The sequence below is a fragment of the Saccharopolyspora sp. NPDC050389 genome (genome assembly GCF_040655595.1).
Taxonomy (GTDB): Bacteria; Actinomycetota; Actinomycetes; order Mycobacteriales; family Pseudonocardiaceae; genus Saccharopolyspora.
In genome coordinates this window covers 34,684-59,671 of record NZ_JBFAKG010000008.1, presented here as the reverse complement: position 1 = coordinate 59,671, position 24,988 = coordinate 34,684, and the positions used below count along the sequence as shown (strand labels likewise).

At 70.5% G+C, this 24,988-nt stretch carries 20 protein-coding genes; 14 read left to right on the top strand and 6 right to left on the bottom strand.

Annotated features, from left to right (window positions below; genetic code table 11):
* The first annotated feature begins 236 nt into the window (after positions 1-236).
* Positions 237-3,614, top strand: a complete 3,378-nt coding sequence (locus AB0I53_RS07405) for a pyruvate carboxylase (RefSeq protein WP_358597952.1) — start codon at positions 237-239, stop codon at positions 3,612-3,614.
* A gap of 672 nt (positions 3,615-4,286) precedes the next feature.
* On the opposite strand, the gene AB0I53_RS07400 is transcribed toward AB0I53_RS07405, so the two are convergent.
* The 4 genes from AB0I53_RS07400 to AB0I53_RS07385 form a co-directional block, all read right to left on the bottom strand.
* The gene (locus AB0I53_RS07400) at positions 4,287-4,940 is read right to left on the bottom strand and encodes a response regulator transcription factor (protein ID WP_358597949.1); all 654 of its coding nucleotides are present in this window, start codon (positions 4,938-4,940) and stop codon (positions 4,287-4,289) included.
* Positions 4,937-6,019 (bottom strand): sensor histidine kinase, encoded by a 1,083-nt coding sequence (locus AB0I53_RS07395; protein ID WP_358597946.1) that lies wholly within the window; start codon positions 6,017-6,019, stop codon positions 4,937-4,939. Before AB0I53_RS07395 ends, AB0I53_RS07400 begins: the two co-directional genes overlap by 4 nt.
* Before the next feature lies 1 nt (position 6,020).
* A complete protein-coding gene (locus AB0I53_RS07390; RefSeq protein ID WP_358597943.1) occupies positions 6,021-7,436 on the bottom strand; it encodes an alpha/beta fold hydrolase in 1,416 nt (471 codons plus the stop codon).
* 61 nt (positions 7,437-7,497) lie between these two features.
* A complete protein-coding gene (locus tag AB0I53_RS07385) occupies positions 7,498-9,552 on the bottom strand; it encodes an ATP-binding domain-containing protein (RefSeq protein WP_358597940.1) in 2,055 nt (684 codons plus the stop codon).
* A gap of 226 nt (positions 9,553-9,778) precedes the next feature.
* On the opposite strand from AB0I53_RS07385, the gene rsmD reads away from it, so the two are divergent.
* From rsmD to mutM, 8 genes are all read left to right on the top strand, one after another.
* Entirely contained in the window at positions 9,779-10,339 is a 561-nt protein-coding gene (rsmD, locus tag AB0I53_RS07380; protein WP_358597937.1) for a 16S rRNA (guanine(966)-N(2))-methyltransferase RsmD, read from the top strand.
* A 77-nt stretch (positions 10,340-10,416) separates the two neighbouring features.
* The gene (coaD, locus tag AB0I53_RS07375; protein WP_358597934.1) at positions 10,417-10,899 is read left to right on the top strand and encodes a pantetheine-phosphate adenylyltransferase; all 483 of its coding nucleotides are present in this window, start codon (positions 10,417-10,419) and stop codon (positions 10,897-10,899) included.
* A 111-nt stretch (positions 10,900-11,010) separates the two neighbouring features.
* A complete protein-coding gene (locus AB0I53_RS07370; RefSeq protein ID WP_358597931.1) occupies positions 11,011-11,436 on the top strand; it encodes a ribonuclease in 426 nt (141 codons plus the stop codon).
* A gap of 423 nt (positions 11,437-11,859) precedes the next feature.
* The gene (locus AB0I53_RS07365; RefSeq protein ID WP_358597928.1) at positions 11,860-12,594 is read left to right on the top strand and encodes a DivIVA domain-containing protein; all 735 of its coding nucleotides are present in this window, start codon (positions 11,860-11,862) and stop codon (positions 12,592-12,594) included.
* A 186-nt stretch (positions 12,595-12,780) separates the two neighbouring features.
* Positions 12,781-13,353 carry a DUF177 domain-containing protein gene (locus AB0I53_RS07360; RefSeq protein ID WP_358597925.1) on the top strand — a complete coding sequence of 191 codons (573 nt, stop codon included), beginning with the start codon at positions 12,781-12,783 and terminating at the stop codon, positions 13,351-13,353.
* Between the two features lie 2 nt (positions 13,354-13,355).
* Positions 13,356-13,538 (top strand): 50S ribosomal protein L32, encoded by a 183-nt coding sequence (rpmF, locus tag AB0I53_RS07355; RefSeq protein WP_010305807.1) that lies wholly within the window; start codon positions 13,356-13,358, stop codon positions 13,536-13,538.
* A 14-nt stretch (positions 13,539-13,552) separates the two neighbouring features.
* Complete coding sequence (gene rnc / locus AB0I53_RS07350; RefSeq protein WP_358597921.1) at positions 13,553-14,302, top strand: ribonuclease III; 750 nt, start codon at positions 13,553-13,555, stop codon at positions 14,300-14,302.
* Positions 14,303-14,355: 53 nt separating this feature from the next.
* Positions 14,356-15,246 carry a bifunctional DNA-formamidopyrimidine glycosylase/DNA-(apurinic or apyrimidinic site) lyase gene (gene mutM / locus AB0I53_RS07345; RefSeq protein ID WP_358597918.1) on the top strand — a complete coding sequence of 297 codons (891 nt, stop codon included), beginning with the start codon at positions 14,356-14,358 and terminating at the stop codon, positions 15,244-15,246.
* 550 nt (positions 15,247-15,796) lie between these two features.
* Here mutM and AB0I53_RS07340 read toward each other — a convergent pair.
* Positions 15,797-16,198: an SRPBCC domain-containing protein gene (locus tag AB0I53_RS07340; RefSeq protein ID WP_358597915.1), complete on the bottom strand. Its 402-nt coding sequence runs from the start codon at positions 16,196-16,198 to the stop codon at positions 15,797-15,799.
* Between the two features lie 62 nt (positions 16,199-16,260).
* On the opposite strand from AB0I53_RS07340, the gene AB0I53_RS07335 reads away from it, so the two are divergent.
* The 5 genes from AB0I53_RS07335 to AB0I53_RS07315 all read left to right on the top strand — a co-directional run bounded on the left by AB0I53_RS07335 (position 16,261) and on the right by AB0I53_RS07315 (position 22,879).
* Positions 16,261-16,860 (top strand): CGNR zinc finger domain-containing protein, encoded by a 600-nt coding sequence (locus AB0I53_RS07335; protein WP_358597912.1) that lies wholly within the window; start codon positions 16,261-16,263, stop codon positions 16,858-16,860.
* A gap of 300 nt (positions 16,861-17,160) precedes the next feature.
* On the top strand, positions 17,161-18,423 hold the full coding sequence (locus AB0I53_RS07330; protein WP_358597909.1) for a bifunctional glycosyltransferase family 2/GtrA family protein: 1,263 nt from the start codon (positions 17,161-17,163) through the stop codon (positions 18,421-18,423).
* Entirely contained in the window at positions 18,410-20,524 is a 2,115-nt protein-coding gene (locus AB0I53_RS07325) for a glycosyltransferase family 39 protein (protein ID WP_358597906.1), read from the top strand. The genes AB0I53_RS07330 and AB0I53_RS07325 overlap by 14 nt, the downstream gene beginning before the upstream one ends.
* A 193-nt stretch (positions 20,525-20,717) precedes the next feature.
* Positions 20,718-21,434, top strand: coding sequence for a response regulator transcription factor (locus AB0I53_RS07320; RefSeq protein ID WP_358597903.1), 717 nt, complete (start codon positions 20,718-20,720; stop codon positions 21,432-21,434).
* Complete coding sequence (locus AB0I53_RS07315; protein WP_358597901.1) at positions 21,431-22,879, top strand: HAMP domain-containing sensor histidine kinase; 1,449 nt, start codon at positions 21,431-21,433, stop codon at positions 22,877-22,879. The genes AB0I53_RS07320 and AB0I53_RS07315 overlap by 4 nt, the downstream gene beginning before the upstream one ends.
* Positions 22,880-23,081: 202 nt before the next feature.
* Here the strand turns inward: AB0I53_RS07315 and asnB are convergent, their stop codons facing one another.
* Positions 23,082-24,917: an asparagine synthase (glutamine-hydrolyzing) gene (gene asnB, locus AB0I53_RS07310; protein ID WP_358597899.1), complete on the bottom strand. Its 1,836-nt coding sequence runs from the start codon at positions 24,915-24,917 to the stop codon at positions 23,082-23,084.
* Positions 24,918-24,988: the final 71 nt, after the last annotated feature.

Sequence of the window (24,988 nt, the reverse complement as noted above, 5' to 3'; positions counted from 1 at the left end):
CCGCCGATCGGGCGGGAATCCCGGGCGGACACCACGCCCGGGAGCGAATAAGAGATCGAAAATTCGATCAAAATGAAAATAGGCTATTTTTCTTTTGGTCCAGACCTTGTTTTGATCTGAGTTTGAGCAGGTCATCAAGGTATCGAGGTGTCCATCACCTGGGAGGTTCTCCCGGTTAGAGGAATTTTCGCGGTACGGTGCTCGCACCGACCGACACCTGTCCAGGAGGAGCCGGCATGTTCCGCAAGGTCCTCGTCGCGAATCGCGGCGAGATTGCGATCCGCGCGTTCCGCGCCGCGTACGAGCTAGGCGCGGGCACGGTCGCGGTGTTCCCACACGAAGACCGCAACTCGCTGCACCGACTGAAAGCCGATGAGTCGTACGAGATCGGCGAGCCTGGGCATCCGGTCCGCGCTTACCTGTCCGTCGAGGAGATCGTCAAGGCCGCGCGCCAAGCCGGCGCGGACGCCGTCTACCCCGGCTACGGCTTCCTCTCCGAGAACCCCGAGCTGGCGCGCGCCTGCCGGGAAGCCGGGATCACCTTCGTCGGCCCCAGCCACGAGATCCTGCAGATGACCGGCAACAAGGCGACCGCGGTCGCCGCCGCCCGCGAGGCCGGCGTGCCGGTGCTGGATTCCTCGGCGCCGTCCCGCGAAATCGACGAGCTGCTCACCGCCGCCGAGAGCATGACGTTCCCGGTGTTCGTGAAGGCCGTCGCCGGCGGCGGCGGGCGCGGCATGCGCCGCGTCGACGCGCCCGCCGGGCTGCGCGAGGCGCTGGAAGCCGCGATGCGCGAGGCCGAATCGGCCTTCGGCGACCCGACGGTCTTCCTGGAGCAGGCGGTCATCAACCCGCGGCACATCGAGGTGCAGATCCTCGCCGACGCCGCGGGCAACGTGATCCACCTCTTCGAGCGCGACTGCTCCGTGCAGCGCCGCCACCAGAAGGTCATCGAGATCGCCCCGGCGCCGAACCTGGACCCGCAGCTGCGGGAGCGGATCTGCGCCGACGCCGTCGCCTTCGCCCGCAAGATCGGCTACGTCAACGCGGGCACCGTGGAGTTCCTGGTCGACGAGCAGGGCCGCCACGTGTTCATCGAGATGAACCCGCGCATCCAGGTGGAGCACACGGTCACCGAGGAGGTCACCGACGCCGACCTGGTGCAGTCGCAGCTGCGCATCGCCGCCGGCGAGACGCTCGAGGACCTCGGCATGACGCAGGACGCGATCCGGTTGCGCGGCGCGGCCCTGCAGTGCCGCATCACCACCGAGGACCCGGCCAACGGATTCCGCCCGGACACCGGCATGATCAGCGCCTACCGCTCGCCGGGCGGCGCGGGCATCCGGCTCGACGGCGGCACCGCGTTCGCCGGCACCAGCGTCAGCGCGCACTTCGACTCGATGCTGGTGAAGCTGTCCTGCCGGGGCCGCGACTTCGCCACCGCCGTCGCGCGCGCCCGCCGCGCCGTCGCCGAGTTCCGCATCCGCGGCGTGTCCACGAACATCCCGTTCCTGCAGGCCGTGCTGGACGATCCGGACTTCGCCGCGGGCAAGGTCACCACCTCGTTCATCGGCGAGCGGCCGCACCTGCTCACCGCCCGCCACTCGGCCGACCGCGGCACCCGGCTGCTGAACTACCTCGCCGACGTGACCGTCAACCGGCCCAACGGCGAGCGCCCGACCACCCCGGACCCGGTGCACAAGCTGCCCGAGCTGGACCTGTCGGTGCCGCCGGCGGCCGGTTCCAAGCAGCGGCTCACCGAGCTCGGCCCGGAGGGCTTCGCCCGCTGGCTGCGGGAATCCAAGGCCGTCGGCGTCACCGACACCACCTTCCGCGACGCCCACCAGTCGCTGCTGGCGACCCGAGTACGCAGCCGGGACCTGCTCGCGGTCGCGCCGCACGTGGCGCGGCTGACGCCGGAGCTGCTGTCCCTGGAGTGCTGGGGCGGCGCGACCTACGACGTGGCGCTGCGGTTCCTCGCCGAGGACCCGTGGGAGCGGCTGGCGAAGCTGCGCGAGGCGGTGCCCAACATCTGCCTGCAGATGCTGCTGCGCGGCCGCAACACGGTCGGCTACACGCCTTACCCGACCGAGGTGACCGAGCACTTCGTGCAGGAGGCCACCGACACCGGCATCGACATCTTCCGCATCTTCGACGCCCTCAACGACGTCGAGCAGATGCGCCCGGCCATCGAGGCGGTGCGGGCCACCGGGAAGTCGGTCGCCGAGGTCGCGCTGTGCTACACGGCCGATCTGTCCAATCCGGACGAGAAGCTGTACACGCTGGACTACTACCTGCGGCTGGCCGAGCAGATCGTCGACGCCGGCGCGCACGTGCTGGCCGTCAAGGACATGGCCGGGCTGCTGCGCGCGCCGGCGGCGGCGAAGCTGATCTCCGCGCTGCGCAAGGAATTCGACCTGCCGGTGCACCTGCACACCCACGACACGCCGGGCGGCCAGCTGGCCACCTACCTGGCGGCCATCCAGTCCGGGGTGGACGCGGTGGACGCCGCGACGGCGTCGCTGGCCGGCACCACCTCGCAGCCCGCGCTGTCGTCGGTGGTGGCCGCCACCGACTACACCGAGCAGGCCACCGGGCTGGACCTGCAGGCGGTGTGCGACCTGGAGCCGTACTGGGAGTCGGTGCGCAAGGTCTACCAGCCCTTCGAGGCGGGCCTGGCCTCGCCGACCGGGCGCGTGTACAAGCACGAGATCCCCGGCGGCCAGCTGTCGAACCTGCGCACCCAGGCGGTCGCGCTCGGGCTGGGCGACAAGTTCGAGGAGATCGAGGCGATGTACGCCGCGGCCGACCGGATCCTCGGCCGGCTGGTCAAGGTGACCCCGTCGTCGAAGGTGGTCGGCGACCTGGCGCTGCACCTGGTGGGCGCCGGGGTGGACCCGGCCGACTTCGAGGCCGACCCGCGCAAGTTCGACATCCCGGACTCGGTGATCGGGTTCCTGCAGGGCGAGCTCGGCGAACCGCCGGCGGGCTGGCCGGAGCCGTTCCGCACCCGCGCGCTGGCGGGCCGCACCGCCGCGCGCAAGCTCGCGGAACTGTCCGAAGAGGACCGCGATGGGCTCACCTCGGACCGCCGGGGCACCCTGAACCGGCTGATGTTCGCCAAGCCCACCAAGGAGTTCACCGAGCACCGCGAGGCGTACGGCGACACCTCCCTGCTGCGCAGCAAGGACTTCTTCTACGGGCTGCGGCCGGGGGAGGAGTACTCGGTGGACCTGGAGCCGGGCGTGCGGCTGCTGATCGGCCTGGAAGCGATCAGCGAGCCCGACGAGCGCGGCATCCGCACCGTGATGGCCATCCTGAACGGGCAGCTGCGGCCGATCCAGGTCCGCGACCGCTCGGTGGCCACGAACCTGCCGGTCGCGGAGAAGGCCGACCGGTCCAACCCCGGTCACGTGCCTGCGCCGTTCGCCGGCGTGGTGACGCTGTCGGTCGGCGAGGGCGACGCGGTGGATGCCGGTCAGACGATCGCCACCATCGAGGCGATGAAGATGGAGGCGGCGATCACGGCCCCGCAGGGCGGCCGGGTGAAGCGCCTGGCGATCGGCGCGGTCCAGCAGGTCGAGGGCGGCGACCTGATCATCGAACTCGGCTAGCTCGATCGAGTTGCGGTGCGGGGCACCTTTGGCCATGGGTGGTCAAAGGTGCCCCGCACTCGTCCCCGGATCAGATGCAGAGTGCGCGGAGGTTCGGATCGGCGGTGCTATCGGTCGTAGAGTTCCTCGCGGGTCCAGGTGATGCCACCGCGATCTAGCTCCGTGGTCCCTCCAAGAACAATGCTCTCCGAGTCTTGAGGCCCGAACTTTCCGGCGGCAGCCTCGTCCATGAGCGCAAAAGCTTCTTGCCGGGCCTGCTCGTAGCCCCTGGTGACGCGGTCCATGTCCATTGGGCCATTCCATCCTCGTCAGTTCCTCGGCTGGGTCGGTGTGTCGTGAGTGCCTGTGGTCGTTAGAGCGGCCGTAGGCACTCACGACCCCGTGGGAGACGCGCACGCGTGTCGTGCCGAGTAGCAGTTTTGCCTATGCCTGACGGCAGATCTGTCGATTTTTGGTTCCCAATTTTAGGCAAAATCGGGGCAGGCCCGTCGGCGTGCGCTGCAGCCGCACATACCCTTACCTGCGAAGATCTGATCGGGAAAAGTTTGAGTTGACTCGAAGTGTGGATTTCCTTGTAAACCGAGAACGGCACTATCGGGTGTAGATCGCGAGTTCGGCACAACGACATCGAATCGTTGGGGCAGAGAGTTGTAGGCGGAGGCGTTTTCGCGGCTACCGGTCGGACGGGGCGAGGCCGTGTTCGTAGGCGTAGATCACCGCGTGCACGCGGGTTCGCAGGCCGAGTTTCGCGAGGATCCGGTTCACGTGTGTCTTCACCGTGCCTTCTTCGATCGTGCAGGCCGCGGCGATTTCGCCGTTGCTCATCCCGCGCGCCACCAGCCGCAGCACGTCGTGCTCGCGGGGCGTGAGGCGCTCCAGCTCCGGGGTCGCCGGGTGCGGCGAGAGCGCCGCGAAGCGGCTGATCAGGCGCCCGGTCACCTGCGGGTCGATCAGCCCCCGGCCCCGGTGCAGCTCGCGGACGGCGGCCACCAGCACGTCGGGTTCGTTGTCCTTGAGCAGGAAGCCGGCCGCGCCCGCCTGCAACGCGCCGAAGAGGTACTCGTCGAGGTCAAAGGTCGTCAGCGCCAGCACCCGCGGCGCGGGTTCCGAGCCGGTGAGGCGGCGGATCGCCGCGATCCCGTCCAGGTGCGGCATCCGCAGGTCCATCACCACGACGTCGGGCCGTCGCCACTGCGCGAGCCGGACCGCCTCGGCTCCGTTGGCCGCCACGTCGACCACCTCGATGTCCGCCTCGCCGTCCAGCACCAGGCGGAGCGCGTCGCGCACCGCCTCCTGGTCGTCGGCCACCAGCACCCGGATCGTCACCAAGCCGTCCTCTCCACGGGCAGTTCGGCCGCCACCCGCCAGCCGGCCGGATCGGCCGGGCCCACCGACAGCGTCCCGTCGAGCAGGTGCACGCGTTCCCGCATGCCGCGGATGCCCTGGCCCTCGGCTCCCGCGGCGGCCGGCGGGCCGTCGTCGGTGACCTCGATGCGCAGGCTCCGCTCGTCCTGCCGCAGGTGGACGACGACTTCCGTCGCGCCGGAATGACGCGCGGCGTTCGTCAGGGCCTCCTGCACCACCCGGTACGCGGTCCGGTCGACGGCCGGCGGCAGTCCGGCCGCGATGCCGGCGCGGCGCAGGCTGACCTTGCGCTCCTGGGACGAGAGCCGGTCGGCGAGCCGGTCCAGGTCGGCCAGGCCCGGCTGGCCGTCGCCCGGCTCCTCCCGCAACTCCCGCAGCAGGTTCCGCACCTCGCCGAGCGCGGTCCGCGAGAGCTCCGAGATCGTGCCCAGCGCGCGGTCGGCGGCCGGCGAAGCCCCGTCGAGCGCCCGGCGGGTCGCGGTCGCCTGCAACCTGATCGCGGTCAGGTGGTGGCCGACGCTGTCGTGCACGTTCCTGGTGAGCCAGGCCCGTTCTTCGGCCAGCAGTCGATCCGACTCGGCGCGCTGCAGCCGGAGCGCCTGGCTCGCCCGCTCGCGGTGCAGCCGCAACGCGTAGCCCGTGGCGACCGGGGCGATGGCCATGACGATCAGGTCGGTCGCGGTGAAGACCTGGACCGGCCCGCCGGCGATCAGCAGCGTGCCCACCGACCAGCAGGTGGAAATCGCCAGCACCAGCAACGGGTTTCGCGGCCGGTGGTAGACGGCGGCGCAGAACGCTCCCATCGCGACGAGCATTCCGGGCCAGTTCGGCAGGAAGGCCATGCCCAGCAGCGCGATCACCGCGGACACCACCGCGACGGTCAGCGGCAGCACCCGCCGGGCCGGCAGCGGAAGGCAGACTCCGACGCTGAAGGCGGCCAGCAGCGGCAGGTCCACGGGGACCCGCCGCTCCCAGCACGCCACCAGCATCAGCGCGGTCGAAACGCCCGCGATGAGCAGGATTTCCCGCACGTAGCGCATGTCACGAGGATGCAGCACCGCACGCGGCGCCTTCCGGCGGCAGTTCCCCGGCCGTCAGGTACCGGTGCACCCGGTCCCGCACGCAGGGGTGCCCGCTGAGGTAGAGCGCGTGAGCGCCCTCGGCCGGGAGGTAGCGGGCGCCGTCGAGTTGCGCGGTCACCCGGCGCGCGTCCTGCGGCGGGGTGGTGCTGTCGTACTTGCCGCTCGCGACGAGGATCGGCGGGAGGCCCCGCGGGCGGATCGGATGCGGCCGGAAGTTCGTCGTCTCGGGCAGACCGGCGCAGTGGTAGGACATCTGCCACGCGGTGGCCCAGCCGATTCGCGGCGTTCGGCTCCGCAGAACGGTTTCCAGCGCCTTGACCTCGCCGTACTCGGTCGGATACGGGAAGTCGGCGCAGAACATGATCCGGCTGAGCGCGGGATCCATCCCGCCGGTGGGGGTTCTGGCGAATCGGGTGGCGTCACCGGCGTGCGCCTCAAGCAGGGATGCGGCCAGTTCGGGCCACCGCCCCTCGTAGCCGGGATTGGCGCGCGAGGCGATCAGCGTCGCGCCGGCCGTGGCGTTCGGCCCGGCGCCGGGAGCGGGGATGGGATCGCGCTCGGCGCGCGCCAGCACCTCGTCCCACACCTCGAGCACGTCCCGGCCGTGCAGCGCGCATTTCGGTTCGGTGGCGCACCACCCAGCGAAGCGGTCGAGGTTCGACTCCATGGTCTTCGCGCGCGGCAGCAGCCAGCCCGGCCAGGACCGGTTGGTGTGGTCCATGACGCTGTCCAGGTACATCCGGCCGATGCGGTCGGGGAAGAACTCGGCGTAGGCCTGCCCGAACACCGTTCCGTAGGAGTTGCCGTAGTAGTTCAGCTTCTCCTCGCCCAGCGCGGTCCTGATCGCGTCCATGTCGCGGGCGACCTGCCACGTGTTCAGCTTGCCCGCCAGCGGCCCGGCCGCTTCGGCGCAGCCGGTGCCGAAGCGCCGGTTCTCGGCGGCGTAGGCGTCATAGGTGACCTGGTCCGGGAAAACCCATTCCGCGTTCTCCGGCATGGGCATCGGATCCGGGCACCGCACCCCGGCGCTCGCTTCGAAGCCGCGCGGGTCGGAGACGACGACGTCGAACCACCGGGTGAGGTCGGCGAAGGCGGCCTTCGACTGGCGCAGCACCGAGATCTGCTGGGCGGGGCCGCCGATGTTGACCAGCAGCGTGCCCTTGCGGTTGGCGGGATCCTGCGCGGGAAGTTTGGCCAATCCCAGGCCGATCCGGCCGCCTCCGGGATCGGCCCAGTCGACCGGCACGTCGATCCGGCCGCACTGCAGGCCGTCCCCGCAGTCCTGCCAGGACGGTCCCGGATCGGCGGAAGCGACGTGCACCGTTCCCACCGCGAGCAGCCCCGCGCCGAGCACGGTGGCGATGGTTTTCCTCATGCGCCCAGGCTTTCGCGAGCCGGGTTCGCCAGGCGTCAAACCTTCGATAGATCTTCGGGGCTCACGGCGTCTTGAGGACGGTCAGGAGTTGGGTGGCCCGGCTGAGGGCCACGTAGAGGGCTCGGCGGCCCGTGCTGGATTCCGCGGCCAGGCCGTCCGGATCGACGACCACCACCGCGTCGTACTCCATGCCCTTGGCCTCCAGGCTGCCGACCACGCGCAGCCGGTCCGACTCGGCCTCATCCACAGTGGACAGCCATTCGCGGACCTCGTCGCGGCGGGCCATCGTGGTGACCACGCCCACCGTGCCCTCGGCCGCTGCCACCAGCTCCACCGCGGCGGTCCGCGCCGCCCGCGGCAGCTCGTCGGCGGGCACCTCGAGCACCGTCGGCTCGACGCCGGTCGTGCGCACCGCGACCGGCAGGTCGTCGGCCGGGACCAGGTCGCGGACCGCGTCGGCGGCGATGGTGAAGATCTCCGCCGAGTTCCGGTAGTTGGTGCGCAGCGTGAACCGGCGGTGCGTGCGCTGCGCGCTCAACGCCTCCTGCCGAGCCGCGGCGGCCTCCGCCGGATCGGGCCACGACGACTGGACCGGGTCGCCCACGATCGTCCAGCTCGCGTGCCGCCCGCGGCGGCCCACCATGCGCCACTGCATCGGCGAGAGGTCCTGCGACTCGTCGATCACCACGTGCGCGTACTCGTCGTAGTTGACCGCCCGGCGCGGCTGCTCCGCCTCCGGGGCGGTGCGGCGGCGCTTCGGCGGCGGCCCGGCCAGCATCCGCAGCTCGTCGATCAGCGCGATGTCGGCGACCGTCCACCCGGTCACCTCGGACCACGACTTCGCCAGCAGGTCGACCTCCTCGGCCGACAGCAACCGGCGGGCGGCCTGGGACAACCGCGCCGGATCGGACAGCCAGCGCAGCACCTGCATCGGGTACAACGGCGGCCACCAGGCGACCAGGAACCGGTGGAACTCGATGCGCTCGCCGATCTCGGTGAGCAGCCGCTCCCGCTCGGGCTGGAAGTCCTCGTCGGCGGCCTGCTTCGCCTTCTGCCACAGGGCTTCCAGCAGCGCGTCGGCCGCGCGCATCCGGTACCGGTTGGGCTGCCCGCCCTTGTTGTGCAGCGAGCGGCGGATCCGCTTCAGGTCGTCGGCCTGCAGCTTCAGCACCGTGCCCCGGTAGAACATCTTCAGGTGCTCCGGCGCATCCGGCGGCGGCAACCGCAGCGCCCGCCGGAGCACCTTGACCATCCGCGACGAGCCCTTGATCTCGGCCGTGCGCGGGTCGTCGATCTTGGCCGTGCCGATGCCGTCCAGCACCTCGCCGAGCGCCCGCAGCTCGACGTTGTGCTCGCCCATCGACGGCAGCACGCGGGAGATGTAGGACATGAACACCGGCGACGGCCCGATCACCAGCACCCCGGGGCCGCCGAGCCGGCGCTGGTCGCGGTAGAGCAGGTAGGCGGCGCGGTGCAGCGCCACGGCGGTCTTGCCGGTGCCCGGGCCGCCGGTGATCTCGGTGACCCCACCCTCGGGCGCCCGGATCGCGTCGTCCTGCTCCTTCTGGATGGTGGCGACGATGTTGCGCATCGAGTCGCCGCGCGAGCGGGTCAGCGCCGCCATCAGCGCGCCGTCGCCGATCACCCGCATGTCCGCCGGGGCCCGGTCCGGGTCCAGCAGGTCGTCGGAGAGGTCGACGACCTGCTCGCGGGACGAGCGGATCACCCGGCGCCGCACCACGTCCAGCGGCTGCTCGGGAGTGGCCTGGTAGAACGCCGCCGCCAGCGGGGCCCGCCAGTCCACCAGCAGGTTGTCGAACTGCGGATCGCGGATGCCCAGCCGGCCGATGTGCACGGCGTCGCCGCCGGCGAAGTCCAGGCGGCCGAACACCAGCCCCTCGGACTCCGCGTTCAGCGCCTGCAGCGTCCGGTTCGCGTGGTAGAGCATCACGTCGCGCTCGTTCAGCGCCTCGGGCGTGGCCTCCTGGCCGTACTCGTAGCTCTTGTCGCGCATCGCCTCGGCTTCGGCGCGCAATTCGTCAAGCCGCGAGTAAACCCGATCGACGTGCTGCTGCTCGACCGCGATCTCGGCCTGCTTGGTGGACGCTTCGGACACCTGTGTCGTTCTCCCGTGTGGCGCAGTGGGCAGACCAGTCAGCCTACGGCCCGTCGCAGCAGCGGTTTGCTGCTCCCAGGAGCTAAGAACCCGCATACCCAGGCGTAAACTGCGGCGAACACCAACACCTGCCGCGCGAGAGCGCCTGGCGGCCACTTGCCCGACGCCGCGGTGCCGCTCGGCGGGCCCGCGAAGCACCGGAACGCGGGTGCGCGACGATGGTCGGGTGACTCGGATCGTGGCCGGAAGCGTGGGCGGGCGGCGCATCGACGTGCCCCCGCGAGGCACCAGACCCACCTCGGAGCGGGTGCGGGAAGCCCTGTTCAGCGCGCTCGAGTCGGCCATCGAGCTGGCCGGCGCGCGGGTGCTCGACCTCTACGGCGGCTCCGGGGCGCTCGGTCTCGAAGCCCTCTCCCGCGGCGCCGCGCATGCCACGTTCGTCGAATCCGACCGGCGCGCCGCCCAGCTGCTGCGCCGCAACGCCGCGTCGCTCGGGTTCCGCGACATCCGGGTGGAGCAGGCGAAAGCCGAAACCCTGATCGGCACCCCGACGGCGCAGCCCTTCGACGTGGTGCTGGCCGATCCGCCCTACGACCTCGCGCCCGAGCTGCTGCAGCGGGTGCTGGCCGGGCTGGCGCCGAACGGCTGGACCGCGCCGGGCAGCCTCGTGATCGTCGAGCGCGCGGTGCGCAGCGGCGAACCGGACTGGCCGCCGCCACTGCGGTCCCTACGCACCAAGCGCTACGGCGACACCGCCGTCCACTGGGCCGCGCACGAGGAGCCGTGAAAGCCGTTTACCCGCGCCGGTGACCCGCGCCACGTCGTCCTGGGGGCATCCCCGAGCTGCTGCTAACGTGCCAGCTCATGAGGCGTGCCGTGTGTCCTGGCTCCTACGACCCGGTGACGAACGGTCATCTGGACATCATCGAGCGAGCGTCGAAGCTGTTCGACGAGGTCGTCGTCGCGGTGCTCATCAACAAGAACAAGAAGAGCCTGTTCAACGTCGAAGAGCGGCTGGAGATGCTGCGCGAGGTCACCTCCCAGTGGCCGAACGTGCGCATCGACGCCTGGCACGGCCTGCTCGTGGACTACTGCAAGGCGCACGGCATCGGCGCGATCGTCAAGGGTCTGCGCGCGGTCAGCGACTTCGACTACGAGCTGCAGATGGCGCAGATGAACCAGCAGCTGTCCGGGGTGGAGACGATGTTCATGTCCACCAACCCGCTGTACAGCTTCCTGGCCAGCTCGCTGGTCAAGGAGGTCGCCACCTACGGCGGCGACGTGTCGAACCTGCTGCCGCCGACGATCGAGCAGCGGCTCCTCGAGCGGCTGGCCGAGCAGAACTGACCGCGGCTAGGCCGATCGGCTTAGCGCCTATCGCACGATAGTGCCGCGTGGCATTTCGGGTTCACGTCAGCTTCAGTGCGTGCACACGTCGTCGACGTAGCGTGCTCGACCATGAAGCGGATCACGTCGAAGACACTCCAGGTCCTGTTGGCCGGTCTGATCGCCGTGGTGGGGCTGGTCGGGTTCCAGGCGAGCGCCCTGTCCGCCGCGCCGACGGCTGCCGTCGCGCAGGCGCCGTGCGGGGACACCTCGGGCTTCCAGAAGGTCGACCTCTCGGCCCTGCCGAAGGAGGCGACCGACACGGTCAACCTGATCAAGAAGGGCGGCCCCTACCCGTACCCGCAGGACGGCACGGTCTTCCAGAACCGGGAAGGCATCCTGCCGAAGTGCGACAGCGGCTACTACCACGAGTACACCGTCAAGACTCCCGGCAGCGACGACCGCGGCGCCCGCCGCTTCGTCGTCGGGAACGGCGGCGAGTACTTCTACACCCAGGACCACTACGACAGCTTCCAGCTGACCAACATCAACGCGTAGAGAGTGTTTCGAAATCGGTTTGCGTAGCGGTGCGGGTGGCGGCCCCCTGCGGGAATTGCCGCTGCCCCCTCGCTGTGGGATCCCCGAAATCATGAATGACCAATTCACCACGTCGGGGCTGTCCTCGCTGGGAGAACTCCAGAGGAGTGGGCACCGTGAACCCGCGGCGGTGCGAGTTGAGTCCCACACCGCAAGCGGCTACCGCCGCTTATAAGACCCGACCTAGTCCACCGCGAGCCGTGCGCGTTCCGGGCCTCCCGGGACGCGCACGAGTGCGTTCGGGGGCTTGACACGCGGAACTGGATTTCCCCCGCCGCGCTGCCCGGCGCGGGCAGACTGGTAGCGGGACAAACCCATGATCGGCGGCTGCGGGTGTTCTGACATGCTTGCCACTGCGGCGGCTACGACGGCAGGGAGATCAAGGTGTACCGGGTGTTCGAGGCGCTCGACGAGCTGGTCACGATCGTCGAGGAAGCGCGTGGTGTGCCCATGACGTCGGGGTGCGTGGTACCCCGCGGCGACGTGCTGGAGCTGCTCGACGACGTGCGGGACGCGATCCCGCAGGAACTCGACGACGCCCAGGACGTGCTCGACCACCGCGACGAAGTGGTGTCCACCGCGGAGGCGCAGGCCGACAAGTCGGTCACCGACGCCCGCAACGAGGCCGACCGCACGGTCGCCTCGGCGCGCGCCGAGGCTGAGCAGCTGCTCGCCGATGCCCGCGAGCAGGCCGACGAGCTGCTGGCCGAGGCGCGGGCGCAGGCCGAGCAGGCGGTGACCGCAGGCCGCCGCGAGTACGAGGAGTACGTCGGCCGCGCCCAGAGCGAGGCCGACCGCATGGTGCAGGCCGGCCGCGCCGCCTACGAGCAGTCGGTGCACGAGGGCAAGGCGGAGCAGGCCCGGCTGGTCGCCGACACCGAGGTGGTGCAGGCGTCGAACGCCGAGGCCAAGCGCATCGTCGACGAGGCGAACGAGGACGGGGAGCGGCTGCGCAGCGAGTGCGACGCGTACGTCGACTCCCGGCTCGCGGACTTCGAGGACCTGCTCAGCCGCACGCTGCGCACCGTCGGCAAGGGCCGCCAGCAGCTGCGAAGCCCGATGGGCGCGCCCTTCGACTACGAGGAGTGGCACGCCGGCAACAACACCGGCGCCAACTGACCTCCGCCGCGTCGCGCCCGGGTTCCGCCGCTCGGGCCCGCATCGGAACCGGTCCTTGGTCGTGGAGGGCCTGGTGTCGCGGCTGGATGGGTGTCGCGTACGCTGGGAAAGCTGGCTGGGGATGATGCGCAGTTTCTCATCCACCGATGCCGCACCGCCCTGTCGAATTGACCACCGAAACTTGTGATGTCTCAGAACCATGCAGCGCACACAGCGCACGTCGGCCCCTGGGTGATCGACACCCGGGAGATCGGCCACCGGGCAGGCAGCAGCCGCGCCTACACGCGCAGTGCCCCGGCACCGACCGGGTTCGGGCTGGACATGATCAAGGTGCCGGAGGGCGATCCGGTGCAGCTCGACATGCTGGCCGAGTCGGTGGTGGAGGGCGTGCTGGTGTCCGGCACCGCCGTGGCCACCCTGGCCGGCGAGTGCGTCCGGTGCCTGGACTCGATCTCCGACGAGGTCGAGGTGGAGGTGCGGGAGCTGTTCGCCTACCCGGACAGCGCCACGGACGCCAGCACGGATGACGACGAGGTGGAGCGGGTCGTGCATGACCTGATCGACCTCGAACCGGTGGTGCGGGACGCGATGTTGCTGTCGCTGCCCTCGGCGCCGTTGTGCTCGCCGGACTGCCAGGGGCTGTGCTCCGGGTGCGGCGTGAAGTGGGCCGAACTCGCCCCGGATCACACGCATGAGACCATTGATCCTCGCTGGGCTGCGCTGCAAGAGCGGCTCGGCGGGACCGAGGAGGAGAAGTAGTCGTGGCCGTCCCGAAGCGCAAGATGTCCCGGGCCAACACCCGTCACCGCCGGTCGCAGTGGAAGACCTCTGCGCCGACGCTGGTGCAGTGCTCCAACCGCGCCTGCCGTGAGCAGAAGCTGCCGCACGTTGTCTGCCCGGCCTGCGGCCAGTACGACGGCCGCCAGGTCGTCCAGCCCGCCTGATCGGCGGTAGCGCAGTGGGGGGAAAGCAGTCGCGGGCCCGGAAGGTTGACCGGGCTCCGCTGTTGGCAGCGCTCGGCGTCGAGCTCGACGCCGAGCTGCTCACCCTTGCCCTCACCCACCGCTCGTACGCGTACGAGAACGGCGGCCTGCCGCCGAACGAGCGGCTGGAGTTCCTGGGAGACGCGGTGCTCGGCCTGGTGATCACCGATCACCTGTACACCGAGCACCCGGATCTGCCCGAGGGACAGCTCGCGAAGCTGCGCGCCAGCGTGGTCAACATGCACGCGCTGGCCGGCGTCGCCCGCGGGCTCGGTGAGGGCGGCTTGGGCGAGTACCTGCTGTTGGGTAGGGGCGAGGAGCTCACGGGGGGCCGAGACAAGGCGAGCATCCTCGCGGACGGCCTTGAGGCCGTCCTGGGCGCGGTGTACCTGGCGAAGGGCATCGGCGTCGCACGTGACGTGGTCTACCGGCTGTTCGAGCCGCTGCTGGCCGAGGCGCCGCAGCGCGGTGCCGGGCTGGACTGGAAGACGAGCCTGCAGGAGCTGACCGCGTCGGCGGGGCTCGGTGTGCCCGAGTACCGGGTCGAGGAGCAGGGCCCGGACCACCGCAAGGAGTTCAGCGCCTACGTGGCGGTCGGCGGGCAGACCTACGGTCGCGGCGATGGCCGCACCAAGAAGGAAGCCGAGCAGAAGGCCGCCGAAGCGGCCTGGCGCCAGCTCTCCGAACAGCAGACCACCGAAGACGCCGAGACCCCTTCCGCGTAGCGGAATCAGGGGCCGCGCGCCGGGGTTCGGCGCGGGTGGTCGAAGATGTTTTCGTGCCTGAGTTGCCTGAGGTCGAGGTCGTCCGGCGTGGTGTCGCCGAACATGCTGTCGGCCGGACGTTGTCCGGCGTCGAGGTCCTGCATCCGCGCGCTGTGCGCCGGCATGTGCCCGGCCCGGATGATTTCGCCGGTCGGCTCGCCGGGCGCTGCCTGAGCGCGGCGCGGCGGCGCGGCAAGTACCTGTGGCTGGAGCTGGGCGACGAGGCGGGTGCACCCGAGTCCGGCGGTGAAGCGCTCGTGGTGCACCTGGGGATGAGCGGCCAGCTGCTCGTGCAGCCCGGCGACACCCCGGACGAGAAGCACCTGCGGGTGCGGCTGCGGTTCTCCGACGGCGGGCCGGAGCTGCGGTTCGTCGACCAGCGCACCTTCGGCGGCCTGCACTTGGCCGATCTGGTCGAGGTGGACGGGATCGCGCTGCCGAAGCCGGTGGCGCACATCGCGCCCGATCCGCTGGAGCAGGTGTTCGACCTCGAGGCGGTGGCCGACAGGTTGCGGGCGCGGCGCACCGGGATCAAGCGGGCGCTGCTGGACCAGAGCCTGGTGTCCGGCGTCGGCAACATCTACGCCGACGAGGCGCTCTGGCGGGCCAAGCTGCACTGGGCCCGGCCCACGGCGACCTTGACGCGGCCCAAGATCCGCGAGCTGTTCGACGCCGTCACCGACGTCATGCAGCAGGCGTTGCACGCCGGTGGCACCTCGTTCGATGCCTTGTACGTCAACGTGAACGGCGAATCCGGCTACTTCGACCGGTCGTTGGCGGTGTACGGGCAGGAAGGGCGCCCGTGCCCGCGGTGCGGGGCGTCGGTGCGACGCGACGCGTTCATGAACCGCTCGTCCTACACCTGCCCGGTGTGCCAACCAAAGCCACGCAACGCCCACCTGTGACGCTTCTCGTTTCCAGGCTCGTTTTGCGTTGTGGTGCGGGTGGCGGCCCCCTGCGGGAGTTGCAGAGGCCTTCTCGGCTGTGGGATCCCCGGCTTATGCATGACCAATACGCGGCGCCGGGGCTGTCCTCGCTGGGAGAACCCCGGAGGGGTGGGCACCGTGAACCCGCGGTGGTGCCGGTTGCGTAGGTGGGCTAAGCGGCTGCGCCGCTTCGAAGGCAACGACCCGCCTTACCGCACTCCACCACATCCAAAACAGTCTCTATAGAGGCTGTTTCCGAACTTGCTCTGCGTGGCGGTGCGGGTGGCGGCCCCCTGCGGGAATTGCTGTGGTCTTCTCGCTGTGGGATCCCCGACATCATGAATGGCCAATTCACCACGTCGGGGCTGTCCTCGCTGGGAGAACCCCAGGGGGGTGGGCACCGTGAACCCGCGGCGGTGCGGGTTGCGTGGGTGGGCTAAGCGGCTGCGCCGCTTCAAAGACAAAGCCCCGCGTTACCACATCCGCACTCCACCACATCCCAAACAGCCTCTATAGCCGCCCAAAAGACTCACGGCTGCGTTGTCAGGGCTGTTGTTACGGCCGTCATCGTGCGCTGCCAGTGCTCTCGTTGGCGGGCTCGCTCGTCCGCGTTGGCCAGCCATTCCTGGTGGAAGCGCAGTTGCGTGCGGTCGCCCTTGCCCACGATGGCGACCTGCACCGTCGTGTCGTGGTCCCAGTCGGCCGGTCGCCAGGTGAGCCGGACCCGGTCGAGCTGGCGGTGGCTGCGGATCTCGCCGGTCGTGCCGTCCGCCGTCTGGTACGTCGCGCCCTTCTCCAGGGTGGCGCCCGCGCCGAGCCACAGCGCGATTCCTTCCGGGCTGGTGAGGAAGCGCCAGACCGCGTCCGGCGGGTGCGGCACGGTCTTGGACACCCCGATCTGGAAGCCGGCGTCCTTGGTCTGCCCGATCATGCCTGCTCCCAGCCGTCAATGTAACCGGTTAAAGCGGTAGTGAAACCGACTATAGTGGTTACATGCGGGTGGGAACAAGGCTGCTGACCGCGGCGACCGGCGAGCGATTCCGGTTCGACGCCGGGTGCTTCTTCCTGGAGCTGCTGATCACCGGCGGGCCGGGGCCGTACCAGCGCTACGAGATCTTGCACGAACCGGCGGATCTTGCGCGCTGGCTGGAAGGCTCCAGGCTGGCCGAGGTCGCGCCGCTGAGCAGCGACGACATCCGCATCCAGCCCGCCGAGCTGCGCCGCATCAAGCTGTTCCGGGACACGATGTGGTCGGTCGCGAAGGCCGTGGCGCACGATGAGCGGCCGTCGAGCGCCGACCTGGAGGTGCTCAACGACAGCGCGGAACCGCCGCCGCGACCGCGGCTGGACCCGGCGACAGGTGTCCGGCAGTGGGCCTCTCCCGTCACCGGCAGCCAGATCCTCGGCGCTGCCGCCCGCGAGGCCATCGAGCTGCTCGGCGGTGACCGCGTCCAGCGGCTGAGGGAATGCGCGGCGGACGACTGCTCGCTGCTCTTCCTCGACACCTCCCGGCCGGGCTCCCGCCGCTGGTGCTCGATGCAGCGCTGCGGAAACCGCCACAAGGTGAACGCCCACCGAGCCCGCCAGTCCTGACCCGGGCGGTTCTTCCAATATTGCCGAAAATTGGGTTCCCGAATCGTGGCGCCTTCCGGATGCCGCCGGTGCGATGTCCACAGTGGGCATTTCGGGATCCGGCGGCTGGGAGCCGTTTCTGGGAAAGTCATGGGAAATCGCCGGAAGTCCGCTGATTCCGGCTGAATTCGGCCGCGCTGAACTGCGGAAATGCGATCACGCCTGCTCGCGGCCGCCGATTCCCAGGAATTTCCCAGCCGGCTTCCACGGCCCTCGCACCTCGTCCCGGCTTGATGGACGCCGGAAGCGAGGTGGTGGGAGATGAATGCTGTGCCGCAGCTCGACGTCGCCGCGCGTCGCGCGGCTCGCCGGACCGCGACGATCGACGTGGTGATCCCGGTTTTCAACGAGGAACGAACGCTCCCAGGATGCCTGGAGGTGTTGCGCAAACACCTGGCCGAAGGATTCCCGTTCGCCTGGACCATCACGGTGGTCGACAACGCGAGCACCGACGGCACGCTGGGCATCGCCCGCGAGCTGGCCGGCTCGATGGACGGCGTGCGGGTGCTGCACCTGGACCGCAAGGGGCGCGGCCTGGCGTTGCGCACCGCGTGGGGCTACAGCGACGCGGATGTCGTGGTCTACATGGACGTCGACCTGTCGACCGGCCTGGACGCGCTGCTCCCGCTGGTCGCCCCGCTGGTCAACGGGCATTCGGACCTGGCGATCGGTTCCCGGCTGGCGACCGGCGCCCGCACGGTTCGCGGCGGCAAGCGGGAGCTGATCTCGCGCTGCTACAACAAGATGATCCGCTGGACGCACGGTGCCCGGTTCACCGACGCGCAATGCGGTTTCAAGGCGGCGCGCGCGGACGTGGTGAAGCCGCTGCTGAAGCACGTGCGCGACGACTCCTGGTTCTTCGACACCGAACTCCTGCTGCTGGCCGAGCACAACGGGCTGCGGGTGCACGAGGTGCCGGTGGACTGGGTCGAGGACGTCGACACCCGGGTCAACGTGGTGCGGACCGCCACCGACGACGTCGCGGGCCTGATCCGGGTGGCCCGCGCCAAGATCACCGGCGCGGCGAAGGTTCCCGGCCTGCCGCAGCGGCCCGCGCCGCGCGCCGCGCATCCGCAGGCGGTGCTGGCGAAGCGCGAGAACGGCCTGCTGTGGCAGCTGGTTTCGTTCGGCGTCATCGGGCTGGTGTCCACAGTGCTCACCTCGGTTCTGTACGCGCTGCTGCGCTCGTGGTGGCCGCCGCTGCTGGCCAACCTGGTCGCGCTGACCGTCACCACGTTGTGGAACACCGAGGCCAACCGCCGGTTCACCTTCCTCGGCCAGTCGAGCTCGTCCGGGCGCGTGCACCTGCAGGGGCTGGTCGTGTTCGCCCTCTACTACGTCGTCACCTCCGGTGCGCTGCTCGGATTGCACGCCTGGCAGCCGGATTCGTCGCGGTGGCTGGAAGTTCTCGTGCTCGTGGTGTCTTCGATGGTCGGAACGGGGCTGCGGTTCGTGCTGCTGAGGTCCTGGGTCTTCCGGCCCGCGGCGCTGTCCAAGGAAGAGGAAAAAGATGACGTCGGTTGATGCGACGAACGCGCATCGCGCGGCCGCGCCGTGGCAGCGGCTCTCGCTGGCCGCGATCTGCGTGCTGTCCGGGGTGCTGTACTGCTGGGGAATCGGCGGATCCTGGGGGAACTCGTACTACTCGGCGGCCGTGAAGTCGATGTCGCAGAGCTTCGAGAACTTCTTCTTCGGCTCCTTCGACCCGGCCGGCGTGGTCACAGTGGACAAGCCGCCGATGGCCCTGTGGTTGCAGGTGCTGTCGGTGAAGGTGTTCGGGTTCAACCAGTTCGCGGTGCTGTTCCCGCAGGTGGTGGCAGGTGTTGCCGCGGTCTTCCTGCTGCACCGCGCGGTTCGGCGGTGGGCAGGCGAGCACGCCGCGCTGATCGCCGCGCTGGTGCTGGCGCTGACCCCGATCACGGTGCTGATCAACCGGGACAACAACCCGGACACGCTGCTCGTGCTGTTGGTCGTGGCGGCCGCGTACGCGATGACGCGGTCTTTCGAGTCCCGCAGGGCCACCGGGTGGGTCGCGTTGGCGGCGTTCCTGGTCGGCTGCGGATTCCTGACCAAGATGTTGCAGGCGTGGATGGTGTTGCCCGCCTTCATCGCGGCCTACCTGGTCGGTAGCCGTGCCGGTTGGGGGCGGCGCCTGCTGGACCTGTGCGTCGCGGCCGTGGTGGTGCTGGTCGGCTCGTTCTGGTGGGTCGCGGCGACCGCGCTGTGGCCGTCGCCGAAGCCGTACATCGGCGGCAGCAAGGACGGCTCTGCCTGGGATCTCGTGTTCGGCTACAACGGGTTCGGGCGGATCTTCGGTGGCGGCGGAAGTCCCGGTCGAAGCCTGGGCGGCGGTGGCGGCGCCCAACCGCCGGGCGGTGGTGGCGGCGGCGGTTTCTCCGGCTCGTCGGGCGTCCTGCGGTTGTTCAACGAGCAGCTCGCCGGTCAGATCAGCTGGCTGCTGCCGCTGTGCGCGTTGGTGCTGGTCGCGATGCTGGTCGCCGGGGTGCGGCATTGGCGCGGCGGCCGGCCGCTGGGCCGGGAGCAGGCCGCGGGCTGGGTGCTCTGGGGCGGTTGGCTGGTGGTCATCGGCGTGATGTTCAGCTTCGCGCAGGGCATCATGCACCCCTACTACACGACGATGCTCGCGCCCGCGGTCGGCGCGGTGGCCGGTGCCGGCGCCGTCCGGTTCTGGCGCTGGTACCGCGAGCCGCACGGCAAGGCGTGGCTGCTGCTTCCGGTCGGCGTCGCGGTCACGGTGGCGTGGGCGATGGCCATCGTCGCGCGCGATCTGAGCTGGCATGCGTGGGCCGGGTACGCGGCCGTCGGGTTGGGCGTGCTCGCGCTGGTCGTGCTGCTGATCGGCCGGCGCGGCAAGGCGGCGCTGGCCAGAACCGGCCTGGCGCTGGGCTTGGCCGCAGCCTTGGCGGTGCCGACGGCGTGGTCGGCGATCGGTGCGGTCAGCGCCCAGAACGGTATGGGCGGGGCGAACCCGATGGCCGGCCCGGAGACGAGCATGCGCCCACCGGGCGGCGTCATGCGGCTCCCGGATGCGGGCGGCGACGCCGTGCCCCCGAACGGCGGGCCGAACTCGGCCGAGCAAGAGCCGGTCTTGTTCATCGGCGGCATGGGCGGTGGCGAGTCGTTGAGCGCGGAGCAGCGCAGGATGCTCGACTACGTGCGCGCCAATGCGGGTGACCTCGACGTGCCGCTGGCGGTGGAGGGCGGCTCGATGGGCGCTTCGTCCTACATCATCAACTCGGACGTGACGGTGGTCGGCATGGGCGGATTCAGCGGCGGCGACGACGCCCCGTCGGTGGCCCGGCTGGGCGAGTGGAAGCGAGCCGGTCAGCTCGGCTTCGTCCAGCTCGGCGGCATGGGCGGCCCGGGCGGCATGCAGCGCCGCGACGGCACGGGCGACCGGGACGGCATGGGCGATCGGGACGGCATGGGCGAGGACGGTGTCCAGCCACCGGATGGCGTGCAGCCTCCCGGTGGCATGCAGGGCCCGGGCGGCGAGGTCCGGCAGGCGCGCGACGAGTGGGTGAAGCAGAACTGCACGCTCGTCGACCCGGCCGCCTGGGGAGGCGCGGCGGACACCGCGGCGCAGCTCTACAGGTGCAACTGACGCGGGAATGAGTGCGCGGCCCGGTCGCGCGCTCACCCCGGTGTTCCGCGGTGGGTACTGTTCTGCCTGGTCAGGGCCCGTGAGTGTTTTGGGTCGCTATAGCAACCCAAAACACTCATGGCACCGTACCTGCGGAAACAGCGGCCCATCCGGTTCCCAGGTTTCTTCCAGGCTTCTCCCAGGGAGGTGGGCGATGCTTGACGGCGTGGCGGATACCAACAATGCGCGCGTCCTGGTCGTCGACGACGAGCCCAACATCCTGGAGCTGCTGACCGCGGCCCTGCGGCTCAGCGGCTTCGAGGTGCACGGCGCGGGCACCGGCGCCGACGCGTTGCGGGCCGCCGTGGAGTTCCGGCCGGACATAGTGGTGCTCGACGTGATGCTGCCGGATCGGGACGGGTTCTCGGTCGCCTCCGAGCTGCGGGCCGACGGCAACGCCGTGCCGGTGCTGTTCCTGACCGCCCGGGACGCCGTCGAGGACCGCATCGCCGGGCTGACCGCCGGCGGCGACGACTACGTCACCAAGCCGTTCAGCCTCGACGAGGTGGTGTTGCGGCTGCGCGCGATCCTGCGCCGGGTGCAGCCCGCCCAGGCCAACGACTCGCGGCTGCGCTACCACGACCTCGAGCTGGACGAGGAGACCTACGAGGTCCGCCGCGGCGGCCGGCTGGTGAACCTGTCGCCGACCGAGTTCAAGCTGCTGCGATACCTGCTGATCAACGCCGAGAAGGTGGTCAGCAAGGTGCAGATCCTGGACCGGGTGTGGAACTACGAGTTCGGCGGGGACAGCAGGATCGTCGAGTCCTACATCAGCTACCTGCGGCGCAAGATCGACTCGGCCACGCCGCCGCTGATCCACACCATCCGCGGCGTCGGCTACGTGCTGCGCCTGCCGCCGGAGCAGCGATGACGGTGCTGCGGACGCTGCGCGGGCGGCTGGTGCTCGTGCTGGTCGGCGCGTTGGTGGTCGGCCTGTTCCTGATGGGTGTGACCAGCACCGCCCTGCTCAACCGGTCGTTGATGGAGCGCACCGACGACCGGCTGGCGGAGCTGTCCGGGCCGTGGGAGCACGGGCTGCTCCCGCCGCCGGACCCGATGCGGCCCCCACCGGGCCCCGCCCTCGAACGCGGCGACCTGCCCACCGAGTTCCGGGTGCTGATCTTCGATCCCGGCGGCGGCCAGCTCGGCGGCGTGATCGGGCAGACCGAGACCGATCAGGGCGGGCCGGTGCTGCGGGATCCGCAGCACGGGCCGGCGATCAAGACCGTGCCCGACCGGGCGGGCGGCTCGGACTGGCGGGTGCGGACGGTCGGCCTGTCCAACGGGCGGTTCGTGGTGCTCGCGCTGTCGCTGGCGAACGTCGAGGCGACCGTGCGCCAGCTGATCGTCATCGAGCTGGTCGTCGGCGGCGGGGTGCTGCTCGTGCTGGCCGCCGCGGCGGCGCTGACGGTGCGGCTGAGCCTGCGGCCGCTGAACCGCATCGAGCAGACCGCCGACGCCATCGCGGCCGGGCAACTCGATCGGCGCGTGCCGGATCAGGACCCGCGCACCGAGACGGGCCGGCTCGGCGCGGCCCTGAACACGATGCTCGGGCGGCTGGTGGACGCGCTGCAGCAGCGGGAGCACTCCGAGCTCCGGTTGCGGCGGTTCGTCGCCGACGCCGGGCACGAGCTGCGGACGCCGTTGACGTCGATCCGGGGCTTCGCGGAGCTGTACCGGCGCAGCGATCAGCACCGCGAGGAGGACGTGCGGATGATGATGCGGCGCATCGAGTCCGAGGCGATGCGCATGGGTGGCCTGGTCGACGACCTGCTGCTGCTGGCCCGGCTGGACAGGGAGCGCACCATCGACCTGGTCGACGTCGATCTGGTGCCGCTGGTGCAGGACGTCGTGCAGGACGGGCGGGCGCGCGACCCTGAGCGGGAGATCGCGCTGCGGGGCCCGGATCGCTCGCTGCGGGTGCTCGCCGACAGCCCGCGCCTCCGCCAGGTGCTGACGAATCTGCTGAACAACGCCCTGATGCACACGCCGCCGGGATCGCCGATCAACGTCGAGGTCGCGCGAGGTTCGGCCGGGGGAGGAGCGCTCGCCGCGGCTGGCGCGGAGCTGCCCGCGGGCACCCCGGTGGCGGCGATCTCGGTCGCCGACGCCGGCCCGGGCATCCCGCCGGAGCACGCCCCGCGGATCTTCGACCGCTTCTACCGGGTCGACGACGGCCGGCACCGCGACGTCGGCGGAACGGGCCTCGGCCTGGCGATCACGACGGCGATCGCCGAGTCCCACAACGGCCGGGTGGAACTGCACGCCAGTCCCGACGGCGGCAGCACCTTCCGCCTCCTCCTACCTCTGACCTGACCGCCACGACGGAAAGCGCCTGATTTCAGGCGAAATCGGGAACCAGCCAACCCGGGAACGGCACCGTCTGGAGCCGGATCTCCCAGGGACAAAACTGGGAAGTTCCCACGGTGCTTGACGGTTTCGGCGGAACCGGCGCTTGTGCGGTGTCGTTCGGGAGGTTGCGCAACTCCTCGGGGAACCGCGCAACCTCCCGCTCTGATCAGAGCTTGACCGTCGGGTTGTGGATGTCGAACCACGTCGCCAGGTCGAGGGCCCGTTCGAAGGTGAAGCGGGCCACCGGGTCGATCCGGGCCGGGTCCTGCGCCAGCGCTTCGCGCAGCCACTGCTCGTCGAGCAGCGACAGCGCCGGGTCTCCCGCGGCGACGAGGTCCGCGACCTGGCGCTGCAGCACCGCCGCGTACTTCGGGTCCTGCGTGGACGGATACGGGCTCTTCACCCGTTCCACCACCGACTTCGGCAGCACGTCGGCGGTGGCGTGCCGCAGCAGGCTCTTCTCCCTGCCGTCGAAGGTCTTCAGCGACCACGGGGCGTTGAAGACGTACTCCACCAGCCGGTGGTCGCAGAACGGCACCCGCACCTCCAGGCCGACCGCCATGCTCATCCGGTCCTTGCGGTCCAGCAGGACGCGGACGAACCGGGTCAGGTGCAGGTAGCAGATCTCCCGCATCCGGCGGTCGAAGTCGCTCTCCCCGTCGAGCACCGGGACCGACTCGATGGCGTCGCGATAGCTGTCGGCCACATAGGACTCCAGGTCCAGCGCCGCCGCCACGTCCGGGCTGAGCATGTTCGTCCGCCCGGCGGACTGCGTGCGCACCGCGGCGATCCACGGGAAGGTCTCGGCCTGCCGCACCTGAGGGTCGTGGAACCACTTGTAGCCGCCGAAGACCTCGTCCGCGGATTCGCCGGACAGCGCCACGGTCGAGTGCCGGCGGATGGCCTTGAACAGCAGGTAGAGCGACTGGTCGAGGTCGCCCAGCCCCAGCGGGAGGTCCCGGGCCTGCACGGTGGCGCGGCGCACGGCGGGATCGGCCAGCGCGTCGGGGTCGAGGACGATGTCCTGGTGCAGCGATCCGACGTGCTCGGCGACGTCGTGCACGTACGGCGCGTCGGGCGTGCCCCGCATCTCGTCGGGCACGAAGTTCTCGGTCTGGCCGAGGAAGTCGACCGCGAAGCTGCGCACCTGCTCGCCGCTGCTCGCCAGCCGGCGGCCGGCCAGCGCGGTGATGGCGCTGGAGTCCAGGCCGCCGGAGAGCAGCACGCAGCGCGGCACGTCGGAGATCAGCTGCCGCGCGACGATGTCGTCCAGCAGCTCGCGGACGTGCGCGACGGAAGTCTGCTGGTCGTCGTCGTGCGCCACGGCCTGCAGCCGCCAGTAGGTGTGTTCGCGCAGGCCCTTGCGGTCGAAGGTGACGACGGTGCCCGGCTCCACCTCGCGCATGCCGGACCACATCGCCTGCCGCGGCGTCTTGACCGTCGCGAACATCTCGCGCAGCCCGTCGACGTCGACGACCTTCTCGGCCAGCGGGTTGGCCAGGATCGCCTTCGGCTCGGAACCGAACAGCACGCCCTTGCCGGTCGGGTAGTAGTACAGCGGCTTGATGCCCATCCGGTCGCGGATCAGCAGCAGTTGCTCGCTGCGGGTGTCCCAGACGGCGAAGGCGAACATCCCGTTGAGGTGCTCGGCGACCTGCGCGCCCCACTCCAGGTAGCCGCGCAGCACGACCTCGGTGTCACTGTCGGTGGCGAATCGGTGGCCGCGGCGCCGCAGTTCGTCGCGCAGCTCGGTGAAGTTGTAGGCCTCGCCGCTGTAGACGATCGCGACCTCGCCGTCGGGCGTCGTCGCCTCCATCGGCTGCGCCCCGCCGGGCAGGTCGATGATGGCCAGCCGCCGGTGCCCGAGGGCGGCGTGCGGACGCACCCAGGTGCCGCCGGCGTCCGGGCCGCGGCAGGTCATGGTCGCGCACATGGCGTCGATGGCGGGTTGTTCGCCCGTCAGGTCGCGCTGGAAATCGATCCAGCCGGAGATTCCGCACATTTGGGGTTCTCCTCCGTGTCGGGTTGATCTCGCGGTGGGCCGCAGGCGCCGGATTCCGGGTGCTTTGCGCC